The sequence below is a fragment of the Pseudoalteromonas sp. SS15 genome (assembly GCF_049257195.1).
Lineage (GTDB): Bacteria > Pseudomonadota > Gammaproteobacteria > Enterobacterales > Alteromonadaceae > Pseudoalteromonas.
Genome location: NZ_JBMMUD010000003.1, coordinates 484051 through 499351 on the forward strand (window position 1 = coordinate 484051; position 15301 = coordinate 499351).

A 15301-nucleotide genomic window follows, 5' to 3' on the forward strand; every position below is an offset into this window, starting at 1 on the left:
ACATAAAAAGCAGCAATGATTTTATTGTTATGAATACAATTTGGCAGCCAGATCTAAATAGGTTTAATACACTTTCACAAACTCACCCCAAGTACCGCGCTTTGGCAGAGTTAATCGAGCAGGCGATTGCTGAAGAAGCACTGGTCTTTGGTGAGAAATTACCGCCACAACGACAACTCGCTGATTTACTATCGATCACCCATGGTACGGTGACACGAGCCTATGCTTTGTTAGAGCAAAGAGCGGTGGTGACTGCTCGTCTTGGCGCGGGCACTTTTGTTGCGGTCAAAGAGCAGGTCAGTGAGTTTGCCTCTGAAACAGATTTTGCTTCGAGCATGCAACCCATGATGGGGCAGCAGCAAGTGCTGGCTAAAGCCATGCAATCTCTTGCTAATGAGCCAGTAGAGTTAGAGCAGCTAATGACTTACAAGCTTAACGGTTTGCCACATCATCAACGCTTTTTTAAGAGTTGGTTACAGCAAAAAGGACTTGAATGTGAGCAACATGAGGTGATTTTTTGCCAAGGTGCGCAGCAGGGTATCTACGCAAGTTTGGCGTCTGTGTGTCAGCCCAATGATTTTGTGGTGCATGAAAACCTTTGTTATCCAAGTTTTTATCACGCCTGTGACGCACTTAATTTAAATACCTTGGGTATTGCTGTAAAAGAGGACGGCTTAGATTTAGAAACACTCGAGCAAGCGTGTAAAACTCACTCGGTGAAAGCCATTTACATTACCCCAAACTGCCAAAACCCCACCAATGTGCGCTATAGCGATGAGAAGTTACAGCAACTGTTAGCACTGAGTCGTCGCTACAACTTCTTTATTCTGGAAGATGATGTGAATTACTGCTTGCCGGGTAATTGGCGTTTACCGCTTTGGCAGCAAGCACCAGATAGAGTGTTTTATATTGCGAGCTTTTCTAAGTACTTTGCAGGCGGCTTGCGAGCCGGCTATGTGCTTGCGCCGGTACTGTGGCAGCAAACCTTATTAAAACAAATTCACAGCCAGTGTTGGGCGGTGTCTATGATGAACTTCGAGCTTTTGATGCGCTCGCTAAAAAGCAAAGAGTTTGCTTATAACCAAGATAAACTGGCTGATGAAATTCGCTATCGTATCGCTGCGCTCAAAGCCATTTTCGAGAAGCATCATATGACGGCGGTATTTGCTGGGCTCAATGTATTTATTCCATTGGCAAGTGAATTGAATATGCATGCTTTGGCGGGGCAATTAAAAGCCAACAAAGTCGAAGTGCGTACATTAGACGTGTTTGAAAACCCTAAACAGCCATCAGATAATACTTTAAATGGTTTACGCTTTACCCTTGGTGGGCCAAGTAGTCGTGCTGAATTCGATTTGGGCGTCAAACGTGTTGATGAGGTGTTTGAACAGCTGAAACGTCCGACAAATATTGTGATTTAAGTAAATTAACCTGAGCTTTGGATAATAAATCTATCTCCAGCGGCTACTTTCAGCGCTAACAGCGTTGAATTTACTTACAATAGGCCAGCTATTGATGCGTAAATTCGCCTTGGTATCGCTAAAAGTCTCCGGCTGCAGACTTAAAAAAGTACTTATCATTTCAATATCAATACTTTAGTAAATCTCTTAACCAAAGCTCAGGTTAAATTAGTAAAAATTAAATGAGAAAAAGCTGCGGGTTTTGCTCGTTTGAACGAATAAAAGGTTAAGTGTTTTTAACCGCAGCAACCACTGATACCTCAACAAGTAACTCAGGGCGTGCCATCGCAGCTTCAACACATGCACGAGCAGGTGCATGGCCTTCAGGTACCCATGCATCCCACACTTCATTCATTTCGGCGAAATATTGCATGTCTTTAATGTATACCGTAGCACTTAACATATGTTCGCGATCAGAACCCGCTTCTAGAAGTAAGGCATCAACCTTGTCTAGCATGGTTTGCGTTTGCTCTTTAATGCCTTGCGTGGCATCTGCACAGACTTGGCCGCAAAGATAAACAGTGTTGTTGTGAACCACAATACGGCTCATTCGTTGTTTTGTGTGCTTGCGCTCAATTGTCATGACGATTCTCTTTTAACGATTATTTTGATGCTGCAAGTGTACAAACTATTGCAATAAAAAGCAGTCTATACGGCCAAAAAAGTTTAACTAGAGTTTAAGTTAAGTTCTTCAACTGCTGTACGAAGACTAATAGGCTTACCCCTTCAATCACATCAAACTGCATAAATGCCATGAGCGAATGTATAAACACTAGGTTACGCATGTAAGGCTGTTGCTTTTCTAATAAAGACTTTGCAACGGCAAGGGCTTGCTCAGAGCCTTGCTGGTGATAAGTGTTCATAATGGTGACGGCGTGTTCTTCTGCGGTGATCTCACGTGCTTTTGGCGTGTAGCCTAACTGTTTAATGGTGGCTTCTGCCATAGTCCAGACAGACCAAGGGTTTTGCCCAGTAATTAAGTTGCCATCGACTTTTACATTATCAAGGTACATAGCGCCTTCACTGAATTTTGCACCTTGCTCGGTCAGTGTGTCTTGTAGCAATTGACCAAAAACTTCAGGCGCATTTGGAATAAGCAGTAATTCTTCATCGTTGGTAAAGGCAGTGATGGCTTTATTGGCAACGATATAGTCACCTTGAGCGTTCTTAGCACCGATCAGGGCTGCAGGTCCATGGCAAACAGCGGCAATGGCCTTGTTATTATTGTAAAAATGCTCAACAAGACGAGTGATATCAGGGTTATCAACAAAGTCGAACATGGTGCCTTTACCACCGACAAAATACACGGCTTGATAGTCATCTGGGTTTACTTCACTTAGCTTAAAGGTGTGCTCAAGCTTTTTGTTTGCCGCTGCATCGTTTAAAAACGCATAGTCGTATTGATTCATATCGTCGCCATCCAGCACTTGCGGTGGCTTGCCGCCTTGTGGGCTGGCGATATCGACACTAAAACCATTGGCTTCAAACACATAATATGCTCGTGATAACTCAGTCAATTCATAGCCAACGGCTTTACCTGTATTACCTAGTTCACTATGACTGGTAACCACCGCTAATATTTTTCCTCTGTGCTCAGGCACGTTCTCTGTAATGTAAGGCAGATCTGCTCTTTGAGTATTTTTGAAATCATGCTTAAAGGCGTCTCTGTCTATTAGGCTGTATGCCCAGTATCCGGCTGCTATAAGAACTAAAACCACAGCCAATAAACTTAAAAGTATTTTCTTAACCATATCAATTGCTCCTTTAATGAGATGCAATTAGCTTAAAGGCTTAGGTGTGAAAACGATGTGAAAGTGAATTTCACATTACCTTCACGGTGTGACATGGCATACTCGAGGTATCGCATTAGGTTAAAAAGAATAAGAATGGATTGGGTATGACATCTGCATTATCAATTTTAGTGGTCGAAGATGAAACTGATATTGCTGCTAACATAGGGGATTACTTGATGGCACAAGGTCATGAAGTTGATTTTGCTTATAGTGGCACGCAAGGGCTTGAGCAGGCGCTGAATAACTATTTTGATGTCATCGTATTAGATGTCATGTTACCCGGTCTTGATGGCTTACAGGTTTGCCAGCAGTTAAGGGCCCAAAGTACCCGTCATATTCCCATTATTATGCTGACAGCACGCGATACGCTAGATGATAAGCTCAGTGGTTTTAAACAAGGTGCTGACGATTATCTGACAAAACCCTTCGCACTGGCAGAGCTCTTGGTACGCATTGAAGCGTTATCAATGCGCCATCGGGTTGCGACAGATCATGTCCTCGAAATTGGCGAGCTGAAAATCAACCGACAGACTCAAGCTGTTGAACGTGCGCAGAGTGTCATCCCCTTATCGAATTTACATTATCAAATCTTGCTGGCCATTGCAGAGTCTCACCCTAAACCTCTAAGTCGTAGCGACTTGATGACTAAGGTATGGGGGGCTGAGCCACCTGAGTCAGACGCGCTTCGCTCACATATTTATCAAATTCGTAAGCAACTCGATAAGCCGTTTGCTTATGATATGTTGGCGACTTTGCACGGTGTTGGCTTTGCTTTTAAGGTTGAAAGTCGTTGAAGGTAGAAAGTTAATGTTTCGCACCATAAAAAGCCGTTTTGTTGCCTATTTTGGGTTATTTACCCTGATCAACTCAGGCCTGTTTGTCGGTATGAGCTTTATTTTTATGTTCACGGTAGAAGATGTGTTTATTCACCGTGAGGTCATGGGAGAGCGACAACGCCTAGAGCAAAGCTACGAGGCAACAGGGCAGTATAGTTCACCCAGCAAAAGCTATTTTAGGGTTTATAACAACCGACAAGCATTGCCCGAAAAGATCCAACGCTCTCTTGAGCAGTATCCAAAAGAGAAAGAGATCTTTGGCGATAATGGTCTGCACTATCATATTGAACGATTAAAGTTTGATGATGCTTTATTAGTATCAGAAGTGAGTAAGTTATTGGTTGTGAGAGGCTTTACGCAGCCTGCGCTTATTGTGTTAGGCGTCATGGCGGCAATCATGCTTTTGTTGAGTGCGTTATTGGCTTATTTCTTCTCAAAACGGGCTTTAAAGCCACTTACTGAGCTCAGCGAGTTGCTTAGCTCATGCGACCCTGAGCACCTTCCTAAAGGCTTTGCTGCGCCGTTTGCAAATAACGAACTCGGTGCGTTTGCTAATAGTTTAGAAAAGGCCCTCAATGAGGTGTCTGAGTTTGTCGAGCGAGAACTACAGTTTACCCGAGATGCCAGTCATGAGCTGAGAACCCCGATCACCAGTATTTTGGGTGCATGCGAGCTATTACAGGCTGACAAGCAACTAACAACCCAACAGCGGGGTGTATTTATGCGTATTCACCATGCTGCTGAGAATATGCAAAAGACAGTAGAGAGTTTATTACTCGTTGCACGGGGCGAAACACAGCTTGCTAAACAGTCAGTACTTGTTGAGCCCCTCATTGAGCAAAGTATTTTAAATTACGCTGAGCAAATCAGCGCAAAGCAACTCGAAATTGAGTGTGAGATAGAGCCGGGTTCAACATTAAATGCAGACTCACAAAGCTTGCAGATCATCATCGAAAATTTGGTGCAAAATGCGGTGCGTTATACCGAGCAAGGCGGGATTAAAATTCGCACTCGAAACGGTATGTTTGAAATAAAAGACAGTGGCTGTGGGTTTGATTTTCAACACGCAAAGCAGCAAGGAGTGAAAGCCAAAAATAGTAGCGGTTTTGGCATTGGTTTGTCTTTGGTCGAGCGCTTATGTGGTGTGAATGGTTTGAATTTGACGGTTGAGTCTCCCGCAGAGGGCAGCTGTATTATTTTAAAAAGTAGATAGTAACATTAAAAAAGCCGCGATTTACGCGGCTTAAATTCTAAATAAAAGAGTCAATTAGTCGATGTAAAGTTTCTTCTCAACTGTTTTGTATTCTCTTTCACCGTTTTCATCAGTAAAGTACTCAATTTCAACAGTAATGCTGTTTTCATTGGTAGCACTATGGTCTTCAAATCTGATGTAGTTACCATTGGTGTCCCTTGTATTGAAACAAGATGCGATATAAAGTCCATTATTTTGAGCTGCACCAGTGCGAACAGACCAAGACTTGTTAATTGTACCTTCATTATCAGCTAACTGATGAAGAGTATAGTCATTATACCCCCAATTTTTAGAAGCGCTTAAAGTCGTGCTAACGCCATTAACTACAGCGCTTATTGGTGTAATGCTTTCGAAGAAAACGTTATACTTTTTGTTGAGCAGCAGACAAGGCGAACCTTCATTTGAAGTATAATTACCCGCCACTTCTCCAGCTGAATTAGTAGCTATAATTAACTTACCAGCTTTGCGATAGTTCATATTGTCAGCCACAAATGCATCTTCAGAGAAAGTTTCTGAGCTTTCAATAGTCTCATTATGTGAGTAATTTATTGACTCTAATTTACCTGATTTCTTATTAACAACCTTTTCTACATTGAATCGGTAGTTATAGCCTTCTTCTAATTTTGCGTTTGGCTTTAAAGTTAATGCTGTGTCATTGAAGCTAAGAGAGTTGCTTGACTCGACTTCAACATTCTTATATTCAAAGTAAGTCGTGCCTGGATCGATTGAATCATCCTTAGATGCATTACCAGGAGTAGCAACTAGTACGTTTTCTTGTTGTATTGAAACTACTGCTTCTTCATTGATAGCAATAGGGGCATTAAAGAAATAAGTGAATGCTTGTTCTTGGTTTAATACCTCAGAGCGAGTGACGAGGTCTAATGAAATGTCTTTTTCTGAATTTTCTTGTAGAACAACAACAACACTCAGCACATTATCTTCTAAAGCTATCTGCTTGTCGCCATAGTTACTTACTGCACCGGAAACAGAATATGATTCAGTTTGATCGTTATAATTACCTATATAGAGAGTTTTACTACGGTAAAGTGTATCTTCGATTGAAAACGCTGGAATATTGATCCTCAGAGAGTTATAAAAGTTAGCATCAATTGAGTGTGTCTTTAGTGCTTCATCGTAAACAAAGTTTGCTTGACCAAAACTATTATTCGTCGCAAATACATGTTCAGGCTTAACAGTTTCTCCATCTTTGTTGATGAAATTTAGTACCAGCTTGAATTCTTCAGCTTGTACTTTATCTAAATAAAATAACTTATTTTTGCTTAAATCGTTTGTACGATAAACTTCTAATTTATCAACGTCATCTATGCCATCATTATCTAGGTCACGGTCTTGCTCTAGAGGTAGGCTAAAGCCTTTAGGCGCTACCAACTCATACATACCTGTTTCAGAATTGAGAGTTGCTTTAGATAAATTGTCACCAGCAATTTGTTTAAGTGTACTAAAACCATAGCTGCTTGCGTCAAGGTCCGCTTCTAAGTGAAGTTCTTTGAACGGTAAGTTTGTTTTCTCATCTAAAACAGTGAACTCAATAGTTTCAGGCTGGCCAACAGTTAAAGGGAGTAAGTTCTGAATAAACTTGTCATCTTTAGCTGGAGTTTTAAAGAAGAAATGACGCTTAACAATCGCATTTGATGCACTGCTTACCTTTGCTATAAAGTCAGTGTTTGCTGGAAGTTCAGATACTTCAAACGAACCGTCTGCAGCAAGAGAAACTGCATCATGCCATTGACCGTTGTAGTAAAAAGTAACAGATAAATCGCTAGGAAGTGTATCACCTTCAGTTGCAAGCTCTACTGAGCCTACTAGTGTGATGGCCGTTTTCCATGCTTCAGCTTTTTGTTTTGTGTAGTCTAGCTGATTTTGTAAGATTTGATTTTGCTGCTCGAGTTGCTGTACTAATGCATCGTTATTGTTATTGTTATTGTTATTGTTATCTTCAACTTCAAGACAACCAGACAGTGCGAAACATGCTGCGATACCTAACGCAACTTTAGAATAATTAAACATTGTTATTTTCCTTTTATTAACAATAGCCTCTGTATTTAGAGGGCGGCTATTTAAGCACTTTTTTGAAATAAAAGCAGGTGCATGTTTACAATCTTTTACTTTTCTTATTGGCAATAAATGAAATAGTTCGCTAGCAAATTAACCTTGACTCATTGTCGAGTATGACTTTGGTTGGTTATAAAGGATTGGCTTTTTGTTTTTGGTTAGTTCTTTAGGGTTTCTTTATTGTAATGACGTGTAAATGAATTAAATATTTAATAGTTTTTTCTTATCAGTTTTATACTTTGCTTAGTCTAGACTAATGCAGTTGTGTTAGCTGATACGCTAAATTTATGATTGTTTTGTTGCTGCTTTTTCTCTTATTTTCTTCTATTACTGCAAATGCTTCAGAGCACTTTAGTGATCACGAGTCTTATTGCCTTCAAAAAGATGAGCAAGCTTGTTTAGCCTTGCTAAAAAAGCAAAGTGACGCTGTGCCCCTTTATTCTAAAGCCTGGTTTAAGCTTACTTCTTATAAGCTCGACTATTATTACGACAAACGTGAGTTTAAGAAGTTAGAACAAACAATTGTCCCGCTTTTGGTTATTGAAAATAAGCCTGATGTTTTCGAGCTGCAACTTAATTATTACTACTCAAAAACATTGGCTTATTTTGGTAAGAGAAAACAAGCGAAACACTATGCGCAATTGGCTATTTCTAAATTAGAGAAAATCTATCATATCTTTGAAGATCCTATGCGTATGGTCGAAATTGCGAATCTGGAGTATGTGTTTGGTGATAGACAAAAGGCCTACCAATTATTGTTATTGGCCGAAAACAAGTTTGGCAAGCGAGGCGATCCTGTATTTCACCTTGAATTACATACCAACAAAGGTCATATCTTTTTTATTTGGCAAAATTATGAACGTGCAGCGAAATTTTACAAACTAGCACTAGATTGGATTAAAGACACTGAGCATGATGCTAAAAAAGTAGTGGCTTACTCTAATCTAGCAAGAACTTATCAATTAATGAATAAACATGAGTTGGCGCTTGAGCACTTTAGACGTATTGAAGAATTATTATTAAAGCAAAATAACCCAAGGTTATTAGCGCTTACTCTAATTCGTACAGCAGAAGTTTATGAACAACTCAATGAGCTAGATAAATTGGCTCAGCTTATGGCAAGAATAAACTTTGGTGATCTTTCCCATGGTTATCATGAAACCTATGAGAGGCTCGTTAAGTTAACGGCCTCGAATTTAAACTCTCCAAAGGTAAGTTCTTCACAGTTCAATTAATCGATAACCAGTTTATTCAATCTTTAACCATATAGGCCTCTTAAGATAGCCGCTTCTTATTTAGGAGTGGTTATGAAAATAAAAACGAATGTGTTAATTATCGGTGCAGGACACATGGGCCTCGCGCTTGGAAGCCGTTTAAAAGTCTTAAATATTGATTTTTTGATCCTTGATAAACACAAGCACGTTGGCGACCAATGGAGGAAACGTTATCAGGGCTTAACCCTATTTACCCCGAATAAGTTAAATCGACTCCCTGGTTTTTATATCCCGCACTCTCAAGGTGATTATTTAACTAAAGACGAGTTTGCTGATTATTTATCAGAGTTTGCCTTGCATCATAAGCTGGCAATTAAAACAAATTGTCATGTTTTAAAGGTAACTCATGATGGAATGAATGAGTTTTCTGTTTTTAGCGAGCATGGGGAGATCAAAGCGAAGCAAATTGTTTTAGCCACCGGTGCCTTTAATGTGCCTGTAAAACTATTTAATGGAGATACTCAGTTCTTACAGCTAGGTTTAGAGCAATTACAGAGAATGGACTTCAAAAACCAGCAAATCTTAGTTGTTGGGGATGGTGCTTCTGGTCGGCAAATTGCGAAAAAGCTTAGTGATAAAAACAAGGTTTACTTGGCACAAGGCAAAGAACGCAATCTATTTCCTGAGCACATTTTGGGACTTAAAACGTTTTCATTGCTGAAATGGTTTGGTCTTTTAAGGCTTCCTAAGAGCTTTAAAATTGCTCAGTTTTTAAAAAGTAGAGATCCTTTCCCAGATACAGATATTAATAACAAAGCACTTCTAGCTTTGGGAGTCGATTTAAAATCTAGGGTCGTTGCAGTTGGTGATGAGTGTATTACTTTTGATAATGGAGAAAAGCTTGCGCCAGATATCATGATTAACGCGATTGGCTATAAAGATGACTTTAGCTTTATTCATATTCCTCAGTTATATCAAGACAATAATAAGTTTGACATCAGCGGAGCTGAAACCTTGGGAGTTTTTAAAATAGGCCAGCCTTGGCAACATAATCGAGCCAGTGGTTTGATCTGTGGTGCTGAGTTTGAAGTAGAAAGATTGCTAGAAAAGCTGAATACTCTCAAGTGAATTTGCTTTAAAACTGGTCTTTTTATCAGCTTTCCATATGGTAATATCCATGTTTCTTATTTAGGAAAATTCAATTAAGGAAGTGTGGGTGTTAAAGAAAATGGGAGTTTTGGCCGCTGTTGTAGGCATAACAGGGTGTGAGTCAACGCCAACGGTTGAGCCTGGTTTATCAAGATTCGACAGCCCTGAAGTTCATTCTGAAGCATTTAAGATGCGCGCAAGCTTAGGGCTCGAAGGCAAGAACATTGTTTCTGAAGATGGTTTAAGTGAAAGTAATAATCATCCATTAAGAGCCGATGTTGCCGTCACGCTAGGCAATGGTGTTGAGGTTTCTTACCTTTATTCTACAGATACTAAGGTTGCATTAAAGTATCAATTTTATGGCGCACCGAAAGAGCAATTAAAAGTAGGTAATGTCTCTCAAGCTATTTCTATTGGGTATGTGAAGTCACCAGAGCAGTCAGGTAGCAAAAAAGATCGCAGGTGGTCACAGCGCTATGATTATTTAGATTTAGCTTGGGTCACAGGATATCGCGTTGCGGCAGATAAACTTATTTATGGTGGGGTATTTTATCAGCGCGGTGAGGCGACAGGCGAAAACTATAAATTTAATTTTGAGTTAGACTGCGACTGGGATAGTAACTCACAGCGCTGCTTTTTAAATGATTTTCAGACAGATGGCACAAACTATGGTGTGAATGTTGGGTTTGAATATCAATTCAATAGTTGGTCGTCGGTGATGTTGGAGTTTGTGCATGGTAATGCTAAGTGGTATGGCAATAGTCACGCAGAGAGTGCATTAGGTGCTAATTTTTCCTTCCACTTTTAAGAAACTAGCCTATTTCCAATTCTCAAAATAGTTCGCTAAATTTAGAGGGTAGGTTTAAGAAATAAAAAACCCGCAACATGTGCGGGTTTTTTTATAGCTGTGCTATTAAGCTGTGAAGCTTACTGGGCGACGCTCTTTGCGTTCACCACGCTCTCCTTCACGACGAGGCTTACGGTCGCCACCACGGTTATCACGGAAGCTACGCTTACCTTCACCACGGTTACCACGATCGTTACGCTCACCACGGAAGCCACGCTCTTGACCGCCACCTGCTTGATCAGCTGGGTGCGTGCTCTTAGTCATGTTCATAGGACGCTTACAGATAAATACGTTCTTGAAATGACCTAATACGTCAGCTGGCATATCTTTCGGAAGCTGAACGGTACTGTGTTCGTTGAATAAACGAATGTCACCGATGAACTTGCTTGAGATATCAGCTTCATTGGCAATTGCGCCAACGATGTTTTTAACTTGTACACCGTGATCACGACCAACATCGATACGGTACGTATCCATTGGTGTTTGGCTGCTATTGCGATTACCACGGTCACCGCGTTCACCACGCTCACGACCACGACGCTCACCACCACGTTCATTACGCTGACCATCACGACCTTTACGGTCATCACGTTCACGACGTTCGCGCTTAATTTCTTCAACTTTTAATGGTGAAGATTCTTGTGCAAGTGCTAGTAACGCGCCCGCTAAGTCTTCAGGGCTTAGTTCAAGCTTTTGAGCAAGGTCTACAGCAACTTCATTAAAGAAAGTAATGTCTTTGTGCTCTAATGCATTCGCTAGCTTAGCTTGTAATGCTGCGATACGTTTTTGCTCAACTGTTTTCGCATCTGGTAATTCAACTTCAGCAATCTCAGACTTAGTGTGACGCATGATGTTACGTAGTAAGTAACGCTCATTGCCTTTCACGAATAGGATTGCTTTACCAGTACGACCAGCACGACCAGTACGACCAATACGGTGAACGTATGCTTCGCTGTCTTGCGGAATATCGTAGTTGATAACTAGGCTTAAGCGCTCTACGTCAAGACCACGTGCCGCAACGTCAGTTGCGATAACGATGTCTACTAGACCATTCTTTAAGCGATCAACAGTACGCTCACGCGCTTGTTGGTTCATATCACCATTTAATGGTGCCGCAGAGAAACCTTCATGCTCTAGAAGCTCAGCAAGCTGAACAGTGTCGTTACGTGTACGAACGAATACAATTGCGCCATCGTAATCTTCAGCTTCTAAGAAGCGAACGATTGCTTTGTTCTTATGAACAGTTGAACGCCAGTAAACTTGCTCAACCGTTGATACTGTCGAGTTACGTGCAGAAATATGCACTTGCTCAGGGTTGTCTAAGTACTTGTTACAGATAGACTGAATTTGCTTAGGCATAGTTGCTGAGAACAAACAAGTTTGCTTGTTTTCAGGCGTTTTTTCCATGATGTTTTCAACATCTTCAATGAAGCCCATGCGAAGCATTTCGTCAGCTTCATCTAATACAAGTGCTTTCAGCTGCGATAAATCAATCGTTTTACGGTTGATGTGGTCGATAAGACGACCTGGTGTCGCAACAATAATCTGTGCACCGCGGCGTAAAGCACTTAGCTGGATGCCGTAGCTTTGACCACCGTAAAGCGCTAGTACTTCAACGCCTTTAGTGTATTTAGCATATTGTTCAAATGCTTCTGCTACCTGAATAGCAAGTTCGCGTGTTGGTGTTAACACCAAAATTTGTGGCTGCTTCGTAGCCGGGTCAATATTGTTTAATAGTGGTAATGCAAATGCTGCTGTTTTACCTGTACCCGTCTGCGCTAGTCCCAGTACGTCCTTTCTTTCTAGCAATAACGGTATACATTGAGCTTGGATCTCAGATGGTGTCTTATATCCTTGCTCTTCGACTGCTTTTAAAATTGCAGGTGAAAGATCTAAAGATTCAAACGTGACTGGTTCTGACATTAATGCGCCTCAACGAATTTAAAGAGGCGCGCATTGTATAGGAAAAGCCCAGCAATTGCTTGTATAAATTAGAACTAATTTATATGTGACTGATGTTGTACGAAATTTAATCAGTGCGTTTTGTGCAAATTTACAGCAAAGTAACAATTTCAAGGCTTTTAGGGCTTTTTACTTTTCTGCAAATACGGGTTGTTTAATTACTGTACAAACCTAAATTTTCTTTTGCATAGGCTTCAAAATCGGTAAATCCACCAATGTGAGATTGATCTAAGAAAATCTGTGGCACAGTCGGGCAAGGTTTGCCTGCTGACTTTTCTAAATCTGCTTTGCTCACACCTTCTTTGATGATGTCTACGTAGCGATAGTTAAAATCGTCACGCTCTGTTTTTAAACGCTCAGCAAGTTCTTTTGCACGAACACAGAATGGACACCCTTCACGACCAAAAATAACTGTAAACATATTGAATTCCTCGTTGATGATTTTGTTTAACTGCAACTAAGTTTAGAGGAATTTATAAGAAGTAAAAGTTGATTAATTGAATCAAAACCATCAATAAAAATGATGATTCCTAAATAGAGGGCTTACCAACATATGGCAAGCCCTAGTAGGGTCGAAAACTAATTTAAAAGTGATATTAGAAAGTCACGCTAAACCCAATAGATGGGCGCATTTCAAAGTCATCGGTTTCTTCTTCTATATATAAGTCATTTACTGACTTCACTTTTTTGTAATCAAGGTCGATGCTGCTGACATTATCTTGACCGTATGCGTTCATTAATTCCAGAATAAGCTTACCGTCTAGGCCAAACACGCGTGTTTTACGTTCAAAACGTATATCGAGTCTGTGATACAGATCGTGACGCTCTGAGAATGGTTCGCCATAAGTAGGTAAAAAGCGATTATCGAAGTCTGGGTTTTCCCTCACGCCAACAATCGGTGTATATGCTTGACCACTTCGTGCTGTAAAGTTAAAGCCACCTTGCCAGAGTTCATTAATTTCATAGTTAAATACCGCATTGAACACAAAAGGGGTATCGGCATAGTAGTCACGCGTGACATTATTTCTTAAATCCGTACGCTCACTTTTGGCATAACTAAATGCCAACCATCCATACCAGTTATCGGTTTTGTTTTTATTGATCAGAAAGTCTACCCCATAGGCTCGGCCTTCAACATCATTGGCATATAGGTTTTGCGCATCAGGTGCGTCATCCGCAATGGCAAGTGGTAAGTCGTCCATGGTTTTGTAATAAGCTTCAACAGACCAAGACCATTCATTTTCAAGTTCTTGTGCGAACCCTAGCGTTGTATGATTTGCCGATTGTGATTTTAAATTCGGATTGCCGACTTCAGGCAAAATATAATCAATGTCTTGCTGACGATTATATTGTCCAAACTTGGCTGTGATGGTACTTGAATCAGATAAGTAATAGTTTAAAGCAAGGCGAGGCTGTACAAAGTTTTCATCGGTGAGTTTGTTATGCTGAAATTGCACGCCTGTTTCAGTTTGTAGCTTGTCGTTGATTTGCCAAACATGGGTAATACCAACAAACCCGCTATCTGCGCCAGCAGTTTGTTTACCGGTTATGCGTTCGCCTTTTTTCAGGTCACAATCAGGATCTAGCTCAGTACATAAATATTGAAAAGAGTCATACTTATATGTGGTTTCATTATCGAAGTAAGCAAAGTCAGTCACGACACGATGATGTGTATTCAACTTATAGTTTAATTGGGCCTTGAGTGTTGTTTGCTTTTCTGATTCTTCTTCGAAATATCCTTCCGTTAACGTGGCTCGTTTGCCATATTCAAGTCGGCCTGAATGGTCTAGCACACCTAACCCTACTCTAAAGTGATAATTTTTGTTGTAGTGATCCCATAAGATATTTTGGCTGGTGAACTCACGGATAAATCGTGCATCGCCCTGAAATTCAGGTGTCTTTTGTGCAAGTTCAGCACGTTCATTAAAGCCTGCTGCGGCTGAGTCTTCTGCACCAGTGAAATTAAAAGTTAGGGTATTATTGGCATTGATATCCCAAAGCCATTTACCCTGATAATCATGGTCATCGGGCGCATCATTGATTGTTACCCCCGTTAATTCGCCGTCATCATCTTCAAGTTCTTCTCCTTCTGAGAAAAATAGCGGCAGAGTACTTTTTCGGGCCGAAAAGTAAAATGCGGTATTCTCTGTGGCCTGTCCTTCAACAAATACACCGGCGTTAAACATCGAAAAATCGAGCGTTGTGGTAATGGGTTGATATTTAGGGTTGCGTAATGTTACGTCAAACACTGCGCCTGTGGCGTTGCTGTAACCTGCGCCATAACCGGCTGAGTAAAGCTGAAAATCTTGAATAATATGGCGATTGAAAATAGAACTACCAAAGTCATGGAAGATATAGCCTGCAGGCATAAAGTCCACTTCGAAAATATTATCACTGGGCGATGAGCCACGTACTGCAGGTTCGCTCATTGAGCCGCCAGCAGCAACCACGCCTGGAAGTGCATATACGGCTCTTAACGGATCGCCAAGAGCACCGGGCATTTCAATCAACTTTTCAGTGTCTTCGGTGATTTCACTGGTGATACTACTGCGTTTGTAAAGTACTTCAATGTGTTCCATTTCTTTGTTCTGTGGCTTTTGCTCAGCAGCATGAACAGACAGTGAAATGGCTAAAAATAGCGGTGAAAACTTAAATAGGGTAGTTGAAAATGCGCCGAGCTTGTTCATTTGGGATCCTTGTTGCAAGCTGAGTTGG

12 protein-coding genes are annotated in these 15301 nt (G+C 40.8%); 6 read left to right on the forward strand and 6 right to left on the reverse strand.

Annotated elements, in window-relative coordinates:
• Positions 1 to 29 precede the first annotated feature (29 nt).
• A complete protein-coding gene (locus tag AAEU28_RS09140; protein WP_421963830.1) occupies positions 30 to 1421 on the forward strand; it encodes a PLP-dependent aminotransferase family protein in 1392 nt (463 codons plus the stop codon).
• A gap of 265 nt (positions 1422 to 1686) precedes the next feature.
• Here AAEU28_RS09140 and AAEU28_RS09145 read toward each other — a convergent pair whose 3' ends face one another.
• Both AAEU28_RS09145 and AAEU28_RS09150 read right to left on the reverse strand, forming a co-directional pair.
• A complete protein-coding gene (locus AAEU28_RS09145) occupies positions 1687 to 2043 on the reverse strand; it encodes a RidA family protein (protein WP_138483704.1) in 357 nt (118 codons plus the stop codon).
• 94 nt (positions 2044 to 2137) lie between these two features.
• Entirely contained in the window at positions 2138 to 3211 is a 1074-nt protein-coding gene (locus AAEU28_RS09150) for a type 1 glutamine amidotransferase domain-containing protein (RefSeq protein ID WP_421963831.1), read from the reverse strand.
• 146 nt (positions 3212 to 3357) lie between these two features.
• On the opposite strand from AAEU28_RS09150, the gene AAEU28_RS09155 reads away from it, so the two are divergent.
• Positions 3358 to 4047, forward strand: a complete 690-nt coding sequence (locus AAEU28_RS09155) for a response regulator transcription factor (RefSeq protein WP_421963832.1) — start codon at positions 3358 to 3360, stop codon at positions 4045 to 4047.
• Positions 4048 to 4060: 13 nt separating this feature from the next.
• The gene (locus AAEU28_RS09160; protein WP_421963833.1) at positions 4061 to 5302 is read left to right on the forward strand and encodes a sensor histidine kinase; all 1242 of its coding nucleotides are present in this window, start codon (positions 4061 to 4063) and stop codon (positions 5300 to 5302) included.
• A 54-nt stretch (positions 5303 to 5356) separates the two neighbouring features.
• On the opposite strand, the gene AAEU28_RS09165 is transcribed toward AAEU28_RS09160, so the two are convergent.
• A complete protein-coding gene (locus AAEU28_RS09165) occupies positions 5357 to 7369 on the reverse strand; it encodes a hypothetical protein (protein WP_421963834.1) in 2013 nt (670 codons plus the stop codon).
• Between the two features lie 332 nt (positions 7370 to 7701).
• Between AAEU28_RS09165 and AAEU28_RS09170 the strand changes: the two genes are divergently transcribed.
• From AAEU28_RS09170 to AAEU28_RS09180, 3 genes are all read left to right on the forward strand, one after another.
• The gene (locus AAEU28_RS09170) at positions 7702 to 8649 is read left to right on the forward strand and encodes a tetratricopeptide repeat protein (protein WP_421963835.1); all 948 of its coding nucleotides are present in this window, start codon (positions 7702 to 7704) and stop codon (positions 8647 to 8649) included.
• Between the two features lie 72 nt (positions 8650 to 8721).
• Positions 8722 to 9756, forward strand: coding sequence for an NAD(P)-binding domain-containing protein (locus tag AAEU28_RS09175; RefSeq protein ID WP_421963836.1), 1035 nt, complete (start codon positions 8722 to 8724; stop codon positions 9754 to 9756).
• 88 nt (positions 9757 to 9844) lie between these two features.
• Positions 9845 to 10585: a hypothetical protein gene (locus tag AAEU28_RS09180; protein WP_421963837.1), complete on the forward strand. Its 741-nt coding sequence runs from the start codon at positions 9845 to 9847 to the stop codon at positions 10583 to 10585.
• A 105-nt stretch (positions 10586 to 10690) separates the two neighbouring features.
• On the opposite strand, the gene AAEU28_RS09185 is transcribed toward AAEU28_RS09180, so the two are convergent.
• From AAEU28_RS09185 to AAEU28_RS09195, 3 genes are all read right to left on the reverse strand, one after another.
• Positions 10691 to 12547, reverse strand: coding sequence for a DEAD/DEAH box helicase (locus AAEU28_RS09185; protein ID WP_421963838.1), 1857 nt, complete (start codon positions 12545 to 12547; stop codon positions 10691 to 10693).
• Positions 12548 to 12740: 193 nt separating this feature from the next.
• On the reverse strand, positions 12741 to 13007 hold the full coding sequence (locus AAEU28_RS09190; protein WP_138633340.1) for a GrxA family glutaredoxin: 267 nt from the start codon (positions 13005 to 13007) through the stop codon (positions 12741 to 12743).
• A gap of 175 nt (positions 13008 to 13182) precedes the next feature.
• Complete coding sequence (locus AAEU28_RS09195) at positions 13183 to 15273, reverse strand: TonB-dependent receptor plug domain-containing protein (protein ID WP_421963839.1); 2091 nt, start codon at positions 15271 to 15273, stop codon at positions 13183 to 13185.
• Positions 15274 to 15301 lie beyond the last annotated feature (28 nt).

Excerpts from the sequence above, each read along its gene's own strand:
- AAEU28_RS09140 (WP_421963830.1), top strand. The coding sequence starts at position 30 with ATGAATACAATTTGGCAGCCAGATCTAAATAGGTTTAATACACTTTCA.
- AAEU28_RS09145 (WP_138483704.1), bottom strand. The coding sequence starts at position 2,043 with ATGACAATTGAGCGCAAGCACACAAAACAACGAATGAGCCGTATTGTG.
- AAEU28_RS09150 (WP_421963831.1), bottom strand. The coding sequence starts at position 3,211 with ATGGTTAAGAAAATACTTTTAAGTTTATTGGCTGTGGTTTTAGTTCTT.
- AAEU28_RS09155 (WP_421963832.1), top strand. The coding sequence starts at position 3,358 with ATGACATCTGCATTATCAATTTTAGTGGTCGAAGATGAAACTGATATT.
- AAEU28_RS09160 (WP_421963833.1), top strand. The coding sequence starts at position 4,061 with ATGTTTCGCACCATAAAAAGCCGTTTTGTTGCCTATTTTGGGTTATTT.
- AAEU28_RS09165 (WP_421963834.1), bottom strand. The coding sequence starts at position 7,369 with ATGTTTAATTATTCTAAAGTTGCGTTAGGTATCGCAGCATGTTTCGCA.
- AAEU28_RS09170 (WP_421963835.1), top strand. The coding sequence starts at position 7,702 with ATGATTGTTTTGTTGCTGCTTTTTCTCTTATTTTCTTCTATTACTGCA.
- AAEU28_RS09175 (WP_421963836.1), top strand. The coding sequence starts at position 8,722 with ATGAAAATAAAAACGAATGTGTTAATTATCGGTGCAGGACACATGGGC.
- AAEU28_RS09185 (WP_421963838.1), bottom strand. The coding sequence starts at position 12,547 with ATGTCAGAACCAGTCACGTTTGAATCTTTAGATCTTTCACCTGCAATT.
- AAEU28_RS09190 (WP_138633340.1), bottom strand. The coding sequence starts at position 13,007 with ATGTTTACAGTTATTTTTGGTCGTGAAGGGTGTCCATTCTGTGTTCGT.
- AAEU28_RS09195 (WP_421963839.1), bottom strand. The coding sequence starts at position 15,273 with ATGAACAAGCTCGGCGCATTTTCAACTACCCTATTTAAGTTTTCACCG.